Source organism: Bradyrhizobium sp. USDA 10063, assembly GCF_054063735.1.
The window spans coordinates 8029829-8045323 of the sequence record NZ_JBSSGP010000002.1 but is presented as its reverse complement, the minus strand read 5'-3'; the positions used below and the strand labels follow the sequence as shown (position 1 = coordinate 8045323).

Sequence of the window (15495 nt, the reverse complement as noted above, 5' to 3'; positions counted from 1 at the left end):
CGCTCGTCACCGAACATCCCGCCAATCGTTCGGCCGCGCATCCCTGCGCAGCTGCTGGTCCGTCAGAGAACCATGACGGCTAGCGCTATTCGAGCTCACTTTGCTGAGTTCGGAATCATTGTCGGGCAAGGCCCGCAAAGGGTGGATGGTCTGGTGGACTTGTTGGATGACGAGGGGCTGACACTGCCTGCCAACGCCCGTATGGCGCTGGCTGTCCTTGGACCAACTGAAGGAATTGGAGCGGCAGGTCGATGCCATCGAGCGTGAGCTGGCGCACATTCAGAGAGTAAATCCGATTGCGAAGTTGCTGTCCTCGATTCCCGGCGTTGGTCCCATAACGGCCACGGCCCTCGCCGCGACCGTGCCGGACCCGACCGTGTTCCGCTCCGGACGAGAGTTCGCGGCTTGGCTGGGCTTGACGCCTAAGCAGAATTCCACCGGCGGTAAGGACCGGCTCGGCCGCATAACGAAGCAGGGCGACTCCTATCTCAGGCACTTGCTTGTCATCGGGGCACGCAACGTCGTTCGGTACCCAAAGGTACGCTCACGGGTTGGAGGGGGCTGGATCGAAGCTCTGCTGGAACGACGTCGGCCCATGGTCGTCGCTATCGCCGTTGCCAACAAGTTGGCTCGGATCATCTGGGCGATGATGACGACCTGGGAATTCTATCGGCCTAAGCTCGCGGCCTGAGCTGCCGCGTATCCTGGCCATCTTAAGGTGTGAGGGCAAATGACAGCATGATGGAAACCGGCGGAGCTGGGGATCGAGCAAGCCCGAAGAGCTTTAAGCGCAACAAGCGCGACCCGTTGATGAGGCCTCGATCCGCGATCTCCATCAGGGCCAGCGGCCATGGCATCGGTCGCACAAACAGGCCGTATACATGAACGCACCCGACCGTTATCCAAAGTGCTGCCGAAATCCCTTGCATCCGCGGGCCGTCTATACATGAAGCTCTCGCAGCGCTTGTAGGTCTCGATGAGCGACCCGCGTGAAGGCGTTCTGCATGGGCTTGCGCGGCGCGATGCAGGGCCAGGCGACGCGGCTCTGATCGGCCCATGTCAGGATAGCGTTGCTTGCGCGGCTTGCCGGCGGCCTCCTCGGCTGCGCGCGATGGCGCTGGGGATTGCGCTCTTGGCGGCAGGCCCACGGCAAGCCGCGCCGTGGCTGCCGATGCTCATCACCGGCACGATGCAGGTAGCCTGTTCGCCGTCGATACCGCGCTCAGCCTCGATGACCTCGGTACTCTCTCTGGTCTGGCAGGCGGCGGTCGCGGTGCGGCTCACTATCGCACTCCGCGCTTGGCTGTCGAAATAAGAGCTACGCTGAGAAAATTGCCGAGGTCTGACAGACCCTAAGCATCTGGTCTAACTTACGTAATAAGCACAACCGTCCAACGCCCGTTGATCGTCTTGTTGACAATCCGATTCCTGGCATTCAACCTGACGTCGGCATTGGAAGTCGATGCACTTACGTGGCTGGTTTTTTTGGGGGCTTCAAACACTTTGACCATTGAACGCGTGGTACGTCGAGATATTGCCGTGACCAATCTGCTTCGTAATCCAGCAGCTAGCGCTGCTTACAGAGCTGAGCACATTGCAATTTCGCCATAGGGGCGGCAGGTGCCAGAGAGCAAATAGTCTCGCTATTCGCGCGCGGCAAACGCTTGCGTGATTCCGTTGTATGGTAACAACCGCTGAGAGCCAGAGGGTCCGATGTCAGTCATCATCTGCCGACCGAAGAGTCTTCAGCTCGACATGCTCGCGAACGCGGAGCGGAAAGCGCTGATAATCAACCCAGCCAACGAGACCGAGCGGCACACGATCGAACGCACGCCTGTCGGGCGGCGAGGTGGCGCGCGGCGCATCGCCGTGGTGATCGGGCGCAAATGGTCGGCCAAAGGAGTGCAATTGAGCGTCTCTTTCATGGACAGCCCGAAGAGTGATTTGCGGAAGCGCATCCTGCTGCACATGAACGCCTGGGGACAGAAAGCCAACGTGAAATTTGCCGAGACCTCCGGCGTTGGACAGGTCCGCATTGCGCGGCTCGACTCTCCCGAAGACCAGGCAGGCTACTGGTCGTACGTCGGCACTGAGATCCTGGAGATCGACAAGGATAAGCCGACCATGAACCTCGAAGGCTTCACGATGCGAACGTCGGAAGCCGAATTCAAGCGCGTCGTTCGCCATGAGGCCGGGCATACCTTGGGCTTTGACCACGAGCACATGCGCAGCGACATCGTCAAGCTCATCGATCGCGACAGGGCTATCAGTTTCTTCGACGAGGACCAGGGCTGGACTCCCGAAGAAGTGGAAGAGCAGGTTCTGACACCGCTGGCGAAAAAATCGATCATGGGCACCAAGGAGGCCGATCCGATCTCGATCATGTGCTATCAGTTGCCCGCCGCCATCATGAAGAACGGCAAGCCCATCAAGGGCGGCAAGGACATCAATCTGAGGGACCATGCGTTCGCGGCGTCGCTCTACCCAAAAAAGAGCAGGACCGCCACACCGCCGCCATTTGACATCGAGGACATCTCGCAGCCACCGCCGGAATCGGCGGAGCCTGGGTCCCGGGAGCAACCGGACGCCACGACACCGCCGGGACCCGGAACCGGAGCCCCGTCCAGCGCACCGCACAGCGGTCTGGGAAACGTATTCGAGCTCGTGATCATGGACGAGTTTCGGCCGATCCGTGATGCGCCGCGCAGCGGTGAGACACCTGAATTCGCCCAGGTGCTCGCGAGCTACGGCGGCGCCCGCGTCACATCGGTGATGCGGCTGCGCGCCGGCGACGGCGAGAAGACTCAGTTCGGGAAGATCATCGGCACGCACGAGCGCATCAAGAAATACACCAACCGGGAAGAAGGCTCGCTTCCCGGGGACAAAGACATGATTGTCTTCGGCGAACAGCTGTTCGATACGCTGTTTCAGGGCGACGTCCGCCGCTTGTACGACGAAGCACGCACGCGGCAGGGCCGCAAGCTCGATTTCATCTTCACCTCGATGATTCCCTGGATCGCCGAAAAGCCCTGGGAGTTCGCCTACGACCCGGTGCGGAAGTGTTTCCTTGCGACCGAAGAGATGCGATTCACGCGCAATGTTCTGACCAGTATTCCCGCCGACCAGATCAACCCTGGCTTCGGACCGCTGCGAATCCTGGTCGCCTCGGCTCAGCCTGTCGGATACGCCCGTTTGTCCATCGAGCAGGAAGAGGCGGTGATCCGGCGCGGCTTCGAGCCGCTCATCGCGGCTGGGCTCGTGACCGCTACGACGCTGGCGCGGGCAACGCCCATAAAGCTGCACGGCTATCTCTCGAACGGCGAATTCGACGTCGTCCATTTCATCGGCCACGGGACGTACGATGAGGAGCGCGGCGAGGGACGCCTCGTCTTCGTGAATGAGCAGGGACAGGAGCACAGCCTCGGCGAACGCTCGGTGCGCGAAATTTTCTGCCGCCGAAACCTGAGCCTGGTGTTTCTCAACGCCTGCGAAACCGGCGCCGCAGGGCGCGCCGAGTTCAACAAGGGCGTCGCGCAGTCGCTGGTCGCGCACGGGCTGCCGGCGGTGGTCGCAAACCAGTACAGCGTCCTGGACTCGTCCGCCACCTCGTTCGCACAGCACTTCTATTGGTCGCTCGCCCAAGGTAATTCTCTCGGCGAGTCGGCGCGGGAAGCGCGCATCGCGGTCAACTATTCATTGCACGGCGAACCGATCGACTGGGCCGTTCCCGTGCTGTACGCGCGAGATTCAAGCCTGGTGCTGTGCAGGCCCCCGGCAAAGCGCAGCTTCGTCCCCGAAACCCGTGTGCGTCCTGACGCACGACGCGCGACTGCTGCACGCAGCGCCCGCATCGCCGTCTGGGACATGGACAATGTCTTTCCGGCATTGGATCGCACGCTCGCGCAGATGAATGCCGCTCAGAAGGAATTAGGTTTCGAGCTAGTCCAGCTCTCGGTTCCACTCGATGTCTGGGACCTGCAGGAAGGCAAAACGATGTATCTATGGGCGGAACGCCTTGCAGATCGATTTCGCGGGACGCCGGTCGAACTGGAAGTCGACATCCTCGCCTGTATCACGCGTCATTGGATGCGGGATGATGAGTGGGAGAATATCTACGGTTGGTGGCCGAGCAATCGTGAGCCGCCGATCCTGATCCAGTCCGTGGCTGGATTCGACCAGCTTGAGCCGGAAGGACGCGAAACCGATCGCGTCATCGCCAACGAGATGGTTTCCAGCCTTGCCGGATTTTACGGCAATCTGGGCAGCCACGCGAGGGGAAGCAAAGAGTGCCCGCTGTTCTTCAACCAGCAGCGCGAATTCGAACATGTCGCCGGCCGGCAGCGGTTCGACAAGGATTGCCGAAGAAAACTGAAGGGTCTCGGCGCGAAACTCGATGCGCTCGATGCATTGCTCAATGTCTTTCCATGACGGGAGATGAGTGATGGCGAAGAAGGTACGCAGGTCAAGACGGTCAGCGCGCGTTCCTGCCGGCGTGAGCGCCGCAATAAAGAGCGGCCAGGCGATGGCGGAGGATGTCATCGCGTTCCGGACCAAACAGACTCGCAAGCGGGCAGCGACGGTCAGACGGATGGACCGTGCGCCCGGAGCACGACGAGCGCCGGCCCCGCCACAGATTCCCTCCCGGACACGAGCCTTGCTCGGAAGTCCAGTGAGCGCGGGCGTGCTGATCGCCGAAGGCGATTCCTGGTTTGACTATCCCTTTCACGACGTCCTGCAGATGCTCGAGGACGATTATCTTTACGACGTGGAATCCGTTGCTCACAAAGGCGATACCGTCGACGACATGGCGCATTCAGGCGGGCAGTTCGAGGAGTTTGCGCGCCGGCTGGAGAAGTTGTTGCGCGCCAACAAGGTCCCGCGAGCGATTCTGCTGTCCGGCGGCGGCAATGACATTGCCGGAGACGAATTCGCGATCCTGCTGAACCACGCGGCATCGTCCCTTCCGACCATCAATGACGACATTGTTCGTGGGTTGATCGATGTGCGCCTGCGAGCGGCCTATGCACGGATCATCAGCGGTCTCACCAAGATCGCGCAGACCTATCTCGGTCGGCCGATTCCCATCGTGACACACGGCTACGACTACGCGCTTCCCGATGGCCGGGGCTACCTGGGTGGATTCTGGCTGCTGCCCGGCCCTTGGCTGGAGCCCGGGTTCCGGAAGAAAGGCCACGTTGATTTCGGCAAGAACTCCGCGGTGGTCGTCAAGCTCATCGATCAGTTCAACGCGATGTTGAAGGACGTAAGTGCTACTCCTGGCTTTGGACATGTTCACTATCTGAATCTTCGCAACACGCTTAAGCACGACGGGACGACCTATAAGAAGGATTGGGCAAACGAGCTGCATCCGACAGAAGAGGGCTTTAAGCTGGTCAGCAGGAAGTTTGCTGACCTAGTTGCGAAACTCTAAACCGTTGTTACTCGTCAAACTAGGTGAGCGCAATTCGGTTGCGGCCCATCTTTTCACATGTCCGCTAGCACTACAGTTGCATTTTTGATTTGAGATGCGCCTTTCGGGCTGCGGCTTGATGGGCGCGTCGGAATGTGGACCATGCCAGGACGCGAGCGATTGGGATCCGGCGCTGCGCGAGCTTTAAGATGAGGCGTCGGATTTCCTGGACCGACCAGCGGATGAGTCTTACCGGTGCGTCGATTTCGTTTTTTTCGGCATGATCGCGTTCACCTGGGATCGGACGGTGGTCATGACGGCGTAAGCCAGCATGACCAGGGAGACATGCCGGTGCCAGCCGTGCCAAGAGCGACTTTCATTGTGGTCAAGACCGAGCTCGCCCTTTGTCGTCTCAAAACCTTCTTCGACACGCCATCGCGTTCCTTCAACACGAACGAGGCTCTCGATCGAGGTACCCTCGGGACACCATGTGGTGAAGTAGGAGAGTTCACCGTCGGCAAGGCCGCGTCGGATCATGAGCCCGCGGGTCCAGATGCCTGGAAGCTGCATGTCGTATTCGGCAGCGTCGAGATCGGCCAGTGGGCAATAGGCCCAATCGTAGAGACGTTCGCCCTTGGTGCCATGACCTGCCGACAGGCGCTTCCACTCTTGGTCGGGGAGCGCCTCGGCAATCTCCTTTGCTTCACCAGCCACGAGGTAATCCGGGTGCCATGAGCCGAACCAGTGGTTGGCGTGGACGCCCAGCACGTAGCCTTTGCCGGCACGTCGTAGAGCGGTTTCGAGGTCTCCGACGCCATACACACTGTCGGCAGCCACCCAAGCGAAGGGGACGTCGGCCGCGATCGCCCTCTTGACCATGCTGACGGCCAACTGTGGCTTGGTGGCAAATGCCACCGTCTCCGGCACATGGGTTGCTTTCAATCGGGTGGAATCGGATGTCCAGGCTTTCGGCAGATAGAGCGCACGATCAATGAAGGCGTGACCCTTGACGGACACGTAGGAGGCGAACACGCCGATCTGGCAGTTGGTGATCTTGCCGGCAGAACCCGTGTATTGCCGCCCCACGCCGCACGAGGCCTTGCCCTGCTTGAGAAAGCCGGTCTCGTCGATCACCAGGACTGCGTTGTTGTCGCCCAGATGTTCGATGACATGATCACGAACGATATCGCGCAAGCCATCGGCATCCCAGCGCCCACGACCCAGTAACGCCTGCTGTCGCCACGGTCCGCTGTCGCCAGCTGCCTCGGCCCGCATCCAGCCTGTCTTGCGCGGCTCGTTGCCGAGCAACGCGTCGAGAAACTGGCCCGCCGAAGCGGCTACACGCTCCTGCGTGAACAAAGGTCGAATACGCTGCTTGGCCTCCCGCAATGAGGCCGCCCACAGCGACAGCATATCCTCAACCGAAGCACCACCATTCATCTGATCCAGAATCATGGTTGCCTATAGATTCAGAGCCCTCAGATAAATGCAACTGTAGTGCTAGGCGGTGTGGACTCTAAGAATTCCCTTTTAGGAGCAAATCAGATTCAAGACTTCTTTTGGGGAGGCGGTTTTAAGTGTGATGGAGCGGTTGGTTTTTTGAGCGACGGGACGTGGGAACGGATGCCACCGCTGATTATAGGCCGACCTGACCAGAAGGGCTCCACCGGGCGCGACAACATGTTTGTGGAAGGTGTGCTGTGGATCGTGCGTCCAGGCTCTCCCTGGCGTGATCTTCCGGAAGCGTTTGGGGATTGGAAGGGCGTGTTGCGGCGCTTCAGTCGATGGAGCATCAAGGGTGTTTGGTGGCGGATTTGCGAGGCGATGTCAGATGATCCGGACTTCGAATATCTGATCGTCGATTCCACCATTGTCCGGGCGCATCAGCACGCCGCTTTGGCGAAAAAGGGGGTCTGAAGATTAGACGATCGGCCGCTCGCGCGGCGGCCTGTGCACTAAGATCTATATGGCCGTTCGCGGCTTGGGATGTCCTGTACGGTTCACGCTTACCGCAGGCCCGAAGGGCGATGCACCGCAACGCTAAAAGTCCCACGGATCAAGACCTGGGAGCGGCTTGGCGCCCCTTGTCGCCAGCGTGATCGAGGCCGGTGAGGGGATGCGTCTCGAGACAGGTTCGGGTTTGCGCAGCTTGTCGCGGATTTCTTGACCCGTTCCAAAGCGGCGGTGTCCATCGTCAAGGTCAACTTGGCTCTTTTTGCGGATCGTACGAATGGCCGTACCAGACCAAGATTGTAATTCGGCGCGCTGTTTGTCCCCCTATCCGCGCCGAAGGTTGGGTCTGACGCATATTTGATGACAGTGTCGCGGATCACGCAGTCCCGAGCAATCGAGCTTCGAGAAAGTCGATTTTCGCTCGGCCATACATTTGTCGTTTGACGAGTTTGAGTTTCGTGATCTGCGCTTCAACCTGGCCGTTTGACCAAGGTTGGGTAATCGCAGCGCGCACTGTGGCTCTGTCCTTGAGAACTCTTGTGGCGAGGGATGAGACGAGGCTTGTCTTTGCGTTTGCGATCCAGACATCGAGTTTGGCCTCGTCATTCGAATCATGTCGTGGAACTGGTCGACTAGCACGCGGGCCTCAACCAGGGACGGCACACCAGCCTCGATGGCGGCGATGATCACGGCGTCAGCCTTGGTCATGCAATTTCGTTTGATGGTCATGAGATGAGCGATAGTTCTGGTCGAGGGAATCCTCTGCAACTGTTGTTTGCTGACCGCTTCCGACCGACGTCGGCGTGTTGCCCACTCACCAACATCGCGCAGGGATCCCCCGAACCCTTGCGACGCCAGAGTTCAGCGCCATTGCGGCACCCGCCGCTCCACTGGCCTCAAGGAACAGATAGTACGGGTCGAGCGAGCGCGGCCGCGTTTGGAACATATCGGTTCGTCCGCCACGCAGCGTCTGAGTCAACAAGCGTGGAAAGTTCAGATCGATCTTACAGGCAGGGTCCCCGATACCATGTTCGACGGGACTCCAGCCCGGCCTGGAAACTCGCTGCTTGTCCGAGCAGCAGCGATCGGGGTGGACAACATCCCGCGAGGCAGGTGGCGCAATCTAGAGGAGCAGCAGAATAGATCGCTCAATGTCCAGCTAACCCGGGTTCCGCGGTCTCGCCACGCTCTATCAGCGAGTTGAATGCCAATGAAGTAATGAATGTTTTGCTTTCGCTCCGGGGTGTCGCTGCGGTCGGAGCTGATATCAGTTTCGATACCTTCCTTTGGGCCACCCGGGCGGTTGCGTCCCTGAGCGTTTCGAGGTCGATTGACACTACTTAAGCTTGGCTATGTATTAGAATGCTTCGTTCGGTTGATCGCCTCTGCATGCGATCTGCGCCAGCACACGACCGAGCCTGCGGATGCACAACTGGAGCTGCATCGGAAGGCTGAATGAGCTTCACGCTCCTCTGAAAGAAGAAATCATGACCATGTCTGCCTTAGAACAGCCGTCAGAACGACTGCCGGAGATCGGCGAACTGCAAGCTGCCAGTGCCCAGTTGATTGACCGCGTCTTGCGTCATCCATTTCTCCAGGGGTGCGCCGAAGGCACCGTAACTCTGGACCAGCTCCAGGTGTTTCTCATTCAACATGGCAAATACTCGAAATATTTTACCCGATATCTTTGTGCACTCATTTCGCAGCTTGACGAAAGCGACGATGTTCTGAAGCTCGCCGAGAATCTGACTGAAGAACTCGGCTACGGTCCGGAGGCGGAGGTGAGGACGCCGCATTCGCGTATCTATGCAGCAATGTTGAAGGACTTCGGCATCGATATCTTGACGCACGAGACCAATCCCGAGACGCAGAACTTGATCGATACGATGTTCATGCTGTGCCGCCAGCCGCGCGGAACGGCTGGCCTGGGAGCGATGTGCCTGGGTGCCGAGGGTCTGGTGCCTGCGATGTATGCGCGGATCATCCAGGGCTTCCAGCATCATGGTATCGATCTCCGGCGGCTCGAATTCTTCTCGATTCATATCGAATGCGACGATGATCATGCCGCGACCATGTACGATATTCTCGAGCGACAGTCGGAGCAGTCGCCGTCCAGCAGGATCACCGCTCTCAACGCAGGCGACATTGCGGTTAGCGCCCGGCTTCGCTTCTTTGACGCATTAATGAAGAGGGCCTCATGATGGAACCCAACCACTTTACCTCGGCCGATTTCGGTAAGGTGCCCCCTTCCTTGATCGCCGCGATGCCCGAACGGTTGCTGCACGCGGATGTTCTTCGGGACGCCACGTCGGAGGATGTCAAGTTCTCCCAGGAGCGCAGGCACCTGGTTCGCATGGTCGACCTTCCGAGTCGTGTGCTCAGCATGACCCTTGGTGGTCTCGCTCCAGGCGAAGCGACCCGCAAGCATCGGCATAACTATGAGACGATCATCTATGTGATCGCAGGCAGTGGCGTTTCAGTGATCGAGGGCCGCGAAGTGCCGTGGCGCGCGGGAGACGCATTCTATGTTCCGACATGGGCTTGGCATCAGCACCGCAACACGAGCGGAACTGAATCGGCGCTGTATGTGGCCTGCGAAAATGCTCCTATGCTCCAAAGCTTGGGCATAGCCCTGCGCGAGGAAGCCTAGCGAAGCTGTTGCCGGCTGAGCGAGGAATTAGACAAGACGCTCGCAACGGAGAAAGGCGGAATTGCAACGAAAGCCCGACGATCGACAACGAAAGGCGTAAGCCAACCAGCTCAAGTCCAATGTCGGGGCGGACGCCCCAGGCCGATTCGCTTGCGCTAGTTTGGGGGAGCGCGTCATCCAGTCGGCGGTGGAGCAGCATGCGGCGCCGAACCTGACTGAACAAGATCCGCGGCGCCGAAACCTACCCCTTCCTCCGGACGGTCAACACCGGCCATCCCAAGAGTGCAGGCCCAACGTCACATGCCGTCCGCGCGCTAGCGATGCGCGCTGTAGTTGGCCCTGATTTCACATCAGTTTTCCCTCGCCAGATATTCCAGCATCCTGTTGCAACCCTCCTCGGCCTCCGCGAACGTTCTGAAGGGGGAGCCACCGATCTTGATCGCGCCACGGCTGTCGTGAAGTAGACGCCATGACGCCACATAGCCGGGACGCCCGTGAAAGCCGGCACCGGTGGGGCTTTCATAGGTGATCACGAATGAGAAGCCATCGCAGCTTGCGCTCCATACTTCCAGATGCTCGACGGCGCGATGGAATTGCAGGGTCATCGCCAGTCGTTCATCTGTGGCTGGCAGCGGGGCGCCGGAATTGAAACGGCCTCGGGGTGTGCCGGGCCGTGGCGACCATCGTTCCCGTAAAGTTGGCGCCGTGACAGCAACGCTACACGGCCTGCCCGCGCATAGCTCAAGCCAAAGTACCGCTGCGTCGTCGGGGCCAACAGCTTCGCCAAGTGTACACGGCAATCCAAGCTTGATGTTCGAGCTTCAGATTCTCCGCAAGTGCCACCACCGTTACCATCATTGGTGGGTCCGGCCTATGGCGCAGGTTCTCGCCCGAGACGCTCACGATCAGCGAGCAAGAGATGACTACTACTGCCAATTCTAAGGGGGCTTCAGTCTGAATAGGAGCAAAGTTTGAAGGTTTTCAACATTTTCCCAAAGGTCGAGCGCCCCTCCGGACGCGCCGCACTCATGCTACTGTTTTGGAGTTACATTGCAACTTTGATCGAGCGTTTGCTGCAAACTGCGAAGCATGCGGTACCACCGCGCGCATTGGATGATACGCTGCGACGTAAATGATCGGCACTCGCCTTTGCGATCTCTAAGAAATCGTCTTGGGTACCAACTACTTTGACGACCTTCGCGCCCGCGGGCTGCGCCCTCGCGCCAGCGTCTGCGCCGGCACAACTTACACATAACTCACGATAAACCTATTCTGATATAGCGATCAGCTTACACGATCGTCGACAGACCGCCAATCCAACACGCGTAAGATTGGGGTCGTTTCTCATTTGCGTCAGACAGCCCGCGACGTACCTGGTCAGCTCCCTTCTTCGGTCCGTCTCGTCGAGCTTGCTGTAATAATGGCGCAGTACCGCCGCCACGTACGCGGCATCAATGACGGCCGTGACCGATCTATTTAGCGTACCCGACGGCAACGTGTACATCACGCGCCACCTGTCGACTGAAAACGTGAGATCTCCTGTAGCAGATACAGCCAGTTATGGGCATACTCATTCAGAATGTTCTCGGCGACGAAGTCAACGTTCTCACCTTGAAACGACGCCGCTCCCAGGAAAATATGTTGCAGATGACAAATGCAAGAATAGCTCAGCTCACAACATTGGCTAGCCCGACATGTAGAAGGTCCTGATGCAATGAAAGACTTCCTTTTTTGACTATGACTCACGTCGAACAACCACACAGTCGACCGGAATAGCAGAGCTACTAACGGCCGGCCGGATCGGGTCTTGCGTCACCCGTTTCTAACGGGCTGCGCCGATGAAAGCGTGCACTCGATCAAGTGCGCCGTTTTCTTGTTCAGCATGGATACTTTACCCGGTATCTACGCGCTCTCATCTCGCAACTTGACCGCGGTGAAGACGTGCTGAGGCTCGCCGACAACCTCACCGACGAGCTTGGTTACGGCGCGAATACGGATGCACGCAGCCGTATTCGCGAATTCATGCCCAACATGCTGAAAGACTTCGATATCGACCTTGCTGCGGATCGCGATATTCCAGAAATGCAGAGTCGATACCATGTTCATGCTTTGCCGACAGCTGCGCGGTAAGCAGGCCTCGGGGCGATGTGTTGGGTACGGAAGGCTTGGTTGCGGCGATGGACGCTCGAAATCGTCGAAGGCTTTCGCCGTTAACGTTGATCTCGGCAGACCCGATTTCTTCTCAATCCATATCGAGTGCGACGACGATCAAGAACCGACCATGTATGAGATCCTATTTAGGCAACCCAAGGGGTCGTCGTGCTGCAAGAGAACAACGCTCAACGCCGGAGATATCGGGCCTGCTTCGCTTCATCGCTCTCCTCGAAAGAGGTCCTTAAAATGGAATGCAAGCAATACGCTTCGGCAGACTTCGACAAGGTTCAAGGGACGCTGGGTGGCGGACAATCCCAACAGATTGCTCCACCCGATGTGCTGCACAAAGGTGACGTCGATATTAGGTTCTCGCAACAGCGAGGGCACCTTGTTCGATGGTCGATCTACCGAGCCGAGCGATCAGCATGACAATCGGCGGCTTAGCTGCCCCGGGGAGTGCACGCGAAAGCTCCGTTATAACTATGAGACGGTTATCTATGTCATTACCGGCAGCGGCGTTTCATTGATCGGCGATCGGCAGCTTGTGGCGAACCGGAGACGCATTTTATGCCCTCGACATGGGATATGGTATCAACGCACCAACACTAGCGCGGCGGAACCCACGCTTTCATCGCAGGCGAGAGCGCGGCCATGCTGCGCAACCTGGGTATTGCTTTGCGTGAATAGGCCTAGCCGTCGAGCCTTTGGCGCGATCTCTTCGTCCGCTTGTCCTAACCACTTCGGTCGCCGGTCGACCGGCAAGTTGAATCGTGGCTGGCGTATCTCAGTCTGAGCGAAAGTTCGAGCATTCTGTTCGCAGGACGCTCTCCATTCGCGGAACACCGCGGTCCTCTGCTATCCGTTGAAACGCCCGCTCCAAATTCTGAGCCAATCGAGGATCGGATAGCACGACGTCGCTGGTCATTATGTCGCGCACCCGCGCAAAATCGTCAGCCGGCAGATTCTGTATCAGGATGGCCACTAGTTCGGTTACGACGCGGGACGTCGCTCTCTCTGCTCTAGTCGTTTCCCAATCAGACTGGTCTAGCCGATCTTCGGCCGGCGAGACTTCTGGTCCGACGCGCTCTTGGTGTTCGTTAGCGCGAAGCATTTTTAGCTCGGCTCGCATGGCCGACGGAGAAATATATTCCCCAGCCTCTATGCGGTTTAGGATGTCAGTCGCGAATTCCTCTGGGGTGCCCGAGGCAGAGAGCAAGTAGAGGGCTGACGGCGACAAACGCGCAACGGTTGCGTGTTTATCTGCTGCCCATTTTGCCGCCCGCATGTAGGCTTGAGCAGAACGAGATGGGATGCACACTTCGCTTTCGACCCAACGAAGGAACTCGCCATGAGATAAGTATCGCTTCGCCTCTATCAGAGCTTTGCCGATCTGAATAACTGAGATGGCACACTGCTGCCTGATTCGATCAGCTTGTCCTCTCAGAAATGCGGCGACATTGGAGGGCACCGACTCATAGCTAAATCGCGAACTGCACAAGCTGCCGCCAGGCCGCTTGTCGCATTGGCCATTCGTTTCACTAGGCATCATCCACTCGAGAAAACGACCACATCGCCCCGGCCCGATGCCGAGCCGCCAGCTGTCTTATTTGAAAGGTACCATCCACTCAAGATGAATCAATGTAAGGTTGTTCCCGACCTTTGGTCGTGTCACGCAAAATGCAGCCGCATTTCAATTGTGCCAAGCTGAACAGATCACATTTGCGACCTCTAGGAACTGACTTGGTACGATTCGAACATCCAGTTCACGTACGGTCGGAAAGCACGCGGCGAAGGCTGATGACAGGATCGAAGATCGTGCGGCCTTTTACTTGGCGCGGTATGACGATTGGACGCAGTCTCTGTGTTGGCTTTCATTGCCAAGCAACCACGGGCGCTATCTTCGAGGTCCGAAGCGCCGGAGATCTCGAGCTTCATGCTGACGTCGAGAACGCCGTCGCTGCTGGAGTCGCCTCAGGAAGCTAAGGACAATTGACGGGTTTACAACATCGACATGGCATACGCGCGCCGCTGGTCTTTCCTAAGTCTCTCGGGAGGACCTGGCAAAAGACCGCGACTCACTGCAGGCAGCATTGGCCTCGCTCAACTACCACATCCCGCTAACGCCGGTGCCGGAATGTCAGTCCGGTATGTACGAAGCCATCGCCGCAGGCGAAGTGGCCGAACAGAACCATTCCCAATGGGAGGTAACTCGAAAGTGACCGTCCGAGGCGAATACCAAAACGGCGTGCTTCGACCTGAACGCTCACCACTTCGGCGTCCAAATAGTCAAAGTATTGATCAATCAAAGGATGTAGGCACTTAAAGAGAGATTCCTTGGCGGAAAAACACAGGGTCAGGGCTTTGATAGGATCAAGTTGGGTTGTGCTTGCAATTCGAACTAGTTCGCTCGTACTTACGACTAGGCTTGATACTTCGTGCGCGACTTCGGCACTCAGGATCCGCTCGGAGTCGATTCCTATGGCGTCCACGCGATCGCGATGGGCCGCTGCCGCTGCGATGTGGCCATCGGTATGGGTTATCGAGCCAATGATGCCGTCCGGCCAGACGGGCGCGCCCGTCGGTCCCCTGCCGATTTGCATTCGCCAATCGAAATCCGGCTGAATTTGGCGAACGGCCCGATAGGCGCAGTATCGGCCGATGATGAACTCATGCTGTCTCTTCGGTACGCAGTTGCGCATGTGATGCGGCAATTGGTCTTCCCAATTTTCTCCGATCAGGCGCGGTAGGCGATCGGATGATGGATGGCTAAAATGCGCGACGAATTCGGGCAAGATGATCGAGGCACGAGAACTCGGAGTCGACATGATATGCCTTTCGATGTCGCCCAAATGCAAAGTTGCGGGCTGGGGCTTGACGTACTCAACTATCGGTAGTTCACTGAGTACTCAACCTACGACTGTCTTGTTACATGATAACCGCGGAGGTCGAATATGGCTGAGCGCAATGACGAAGCGGTGCCCGAAGGCGGTCCTGGTCGCCCTGCCGATCTCAGCGAGTGGTTCGACCCATGGCTGAGTAAAGTGATCGAGGATCCGAACAAAATTCCGAACGTGATGCTGCTCTGCGGCTATATGACAAATTCGCCCGATGATAAGGCCGTTCGGGTATTTTGCGATCCTCAATTGTTGTGGTGCATCGACGTCCCGAAGGACGCAATTTTGCATCGGGAGGGCTGCTCGACAGCTACGTCGCCGCTTGGCGGAAGCTATCTGTGGATTGACCGCGGGGCCTGGTCGTCGTGCAGACTCTATCGACGTCAATTCTGAGCGCCGGACAGCTGTGGACGCGAGACTTGTCTTTCAGCGCC

12 protein-coding genes and 3 pseudogenes are annotated in these 15495 nt (G+C 58.3%); 9 read left to right on the top strand and 6 right to left on the bottom strand.

Annotation, left to right across the window (positions count from 1 at the left end; genetic code table 11):
• Positions 1–51: 51 nt before the first annotated feature.
• Positions 52–691: pseudogene (locus ACVJGD_RS39825) on the top strand (IS110 family RNA-guided transposase); the annotation flags it as partial.
• A 368-nt stretch (positions 692–1059) separates the two neighbouring features.
• Here the strand turns inward: ACVJGD_RS39825 and ACVJGD_RS39820 are convergent.
• Positions 1060–1284 carry a hypothetical protein gene (locus tag ACVJGD_RS39820; RefSeq protein WP_456640609.1) on the bottom strand — a complete coding sequence of 75 codons (225 nt, stop codon included), beginning with the start codon at positions 1282–1284 and terminating at the stop codon, positions 1060–1062.
• Between the two features lie 429 nt (positions 1285–1713).
• On the opposite strand from ACVJGD_RS39820, the gene ACVJGD_RS39815 reads away from it, so the two are divergent.
• Together ACVJGD_RS39815 and ACVJGD_RS39810 are read left to right on the top strand one after the other, a co-directional pair.
• On the top strand, positions 1714–4428 hold the full coding sequence (locus ACVJGD_RS39815; RefSeq protein WP_456639261.1) for a CHAT domain-containing protein: 2715 nt from the start codon (positions 1714–1716) through the stop codon (positions 4426–4428).
• Between the two features lie 13 nt (positions 4429–4441).
• Positions 4442–5431 carry a GDSL-type esterase/lipase family protein gene (locus ACVJGD_RS39810; RefSeq protein WP_456639260.1) on the top strand — a complete coding sequence of 330 codons (990 nt, stop codon included), beginning with the start codon at positions 4442–4444 and terminating at the stop codon, positions 5429–5431.
• Between the two features lie 228 nt (positions 5432–5659).
• On the opposite strand, the gene ACVJGD_RS39805 is transcribed toward ACVJGD_RS39810, so the two are convergent.
• Positions 5660–6865 carry an IS701 family transposase gene (locus tag ACVJGD_RS39805; RefSeq protein WP_456639259.1) on the bottom strand — a complete coding sequence of 402 codons (1206 nt, stop codon included), beginning with the start codon at positions 6863–6865 and terminating at the stop codon, positions 5660–5662.
• A 127-nt stretch (positions 6866–6992) separates the two neighbouring features.
• Here ACVJGD_RS39805 and ACVJGD_RS39800 point away from each other — a divergent pair.
• Positions 6993–7448 (top strand): annotated as a pseudogene (locus tag ACVJGD_RS39800) (IS5 family transposase); the annotation flags it as partial.
• A gap of 291 nt (positions 7449–7739) precedes the next feature.
• Here ACVJGD_RS39800 and ACVJGD_RS39795 read toward each other — a convergent pair.
• Positions 7740–8345: pseudogene (locus ACVJGD_RS39795) on the bottom strand (transposase); the annotation flags it as partial.
• A 505-nt stretch (positions 8346–8850) separates the two neighbouring features.
• Between ACVJGD_RS39795 and ACVJGD_RS39790 the strand changes: the two are divergent.
• Positions 8851–9564: a TenA family transcriptional regulator gene (locus ACVJGD_RS39790; protein WP_456639258.1), complete on the top strand. Its 714-nt coding sequence runs from the start codon at positions 8851–8853 to the stop codon at positions 9562–9564.
• Positions 9561–10013, top strand: coding sequence for a cupin domain-containing protein (locus ACVJGD_RS39785; RefSeq protein ID WP_456639257.1), 453 nt, complete (start codon positions 9561–9563; stop codon positions 10011–10013). Before ACVJGD_RS39790 ends, ACVJGD_RS39785 begins: the two co-directional genes overlap by 4 nt.
• Before the next feature lie 350 nt (positions 10014–10363).
• Here the strand turns inward: ACVJGD_RS39785 and ACVJGD_RS39780 are convergent, their stop codons facing one another.
• Positions 10364–10618 carry a hypothetical protein gene (locus ACVJGD_RS39780; RefSeq protein WP_456639256.1) on the bottom strand — a complete coding sequence of 85 codons (255 nt, stop codon included), beginning with the start codon at positions 10616–10618 and terminating at the stop codon, positions 10364–10366.
• 366 nt (positions 10619–10984) lie between these two features.
• On the opposite strand from ACVJGD_RS39780, the gene ACVJGD_RS39775 reads away from it, so the two are divergent.
• The gene (locus tag ACVJGD_RS39775) at positions 10985–11149 is read left to right on the top strand and encodes a hypothetical protein (RefSeq protein WP_456639255.1); all 165 of its coding nucleotides are present in this window, start codon (positions 10985–10987) and stop codon (positions 11147–11149) included.
• Positions 11150–11873: 724 nt separating this feature from the next.
• The gene (locus ACVJGD_RS39770) at positions 11874–12143 is read left to right on the top strand and encodes a hypothetical protein (RefSeq protein WP_456639254.1); all 270 of its coding nucleotides are present in this window, start codon (positions 11874–11876) and stop codon (positions 12141–12143) included.
• Between the two features lie 808 nt (positions 12144–12951).
• Here ACVJGD_RS39770 and ACVJGD_RS39765 read toward each other — a convergent pair.
• Positions 12952–13713 carry a DUF3102 domain-containing protein gene (locus ACVJGD_RS39765; RefSeq protein ID WP_456640532.1) on the bottom strand — a complete coding sequence of 254 codons (762 nt, stop codon included), beginning with the start codon at positions 13711–13713 and terminating at the stop codon, positions 12952–12954.
• Between the two features lie 571 nt (positions 13714–14284).
• Positions 14285–14992 (bottom strand): 4'-phosphopantetheinyl transferase family protein, encoded by a 708-nt coding sequence (locus ACVJGD_RS39760; RefSeq protein WP_456639253.1) that lies wholly within the window; start codon positions 14990–14992, stop codon positions 14285–14287.
• Between the two features lie 126 nt (positions 14993–15118).
• Between ACVJGD_RS39760 and ACVJGD_RS39755 the strand changes: the two genes are divergently transcribed.
• Positions 15119–15454 carry a hypothetical protein gene (locus tag ACVJGD_RS39755; RefSeq protein WP_456639252.1) on the top strand — a complete coding sequence of 112 codons (336 nt, stop codon included), beginning with the start codon at positions 15119–15121 and terminating at the stop codon, positions 15452–15454.
• The last annotated feature ends 41 nt before the right edge of the window (positions 15455–15495 follow it).

What these genes read in the sequence shown, in the direction of transcription:
- ACVJGD_RS39815 (WP_456639261.1), top strand. Translation starts at nt 1,714, where the DNA reads ATGTCAGTCATCATCTGCCGACCGAAGAGTCTTCAGCTCGACATGCTC.
- ACVJGD_RS39810 (WP_456639260.1), top strand. Translation starts at nt 4,442, where the DNA reads ATGGCGAAGAAGGTACGCAGGTCAAGACGGTCAGCGCGCGTTCCTGCC.
- ACVJGD_RS39805 (WP_456639259.1), bottom strand. Translation starts at nt 6,865, where the DNA reads ATGATTCTGGATCAGATGAATGGTGGTGCTTCGGTTGAGGATATGCTG.
- ACVJGD_RS39790 (WP_456639258.1), top strand. Translation starts at nt 8,851, where the DNA reads ATGACCATGTCTGCCTTAGAACAGCCGTCAGAACGACTGCCGGAGATC.
- ACVJGD_RS39785 (WP_456639257.1), top strand. Translation starts at nt 9,561, where the DNA reads ATGATGGAACCCAACCACTTTACCTCGGCCGATTTCGGTAAGGTGCCC.
- ACVJGD_RS39780 (WP_456639256.1), bottom strand. Translation starts at nt 10,618, where the DNA reads ATGACCCTGCAATTCCATCGCGCCGTCGAGCATCTGGAAGTATGGAGC.
- ACVJGD_RS39765 (WP_456640532.1), bottom strand. Translation starts at nt 13,713, where the DNA reads ATGCCTAGTGAAACGAATGGCCAATGCGACAAGCGGCCTGGCGGCAGC.
- ACVJGD_RS39760 (WP_456639253.1), bottom strand. Translation starts at nt 14,992, where the DNA reads ATGTCGACTCCGAGTTCTCGTGCCTCGATCATCTTGCCCGAATTCGTC.
- ACVJGD_RS39755 (WP_456639252.1), top strand. Translation starts at nt 15,119, where the DNA reads ATGGCTGAGCGCAATGACGAAGCGGTGCCCGAAGGCGGTCCTGGTCGC.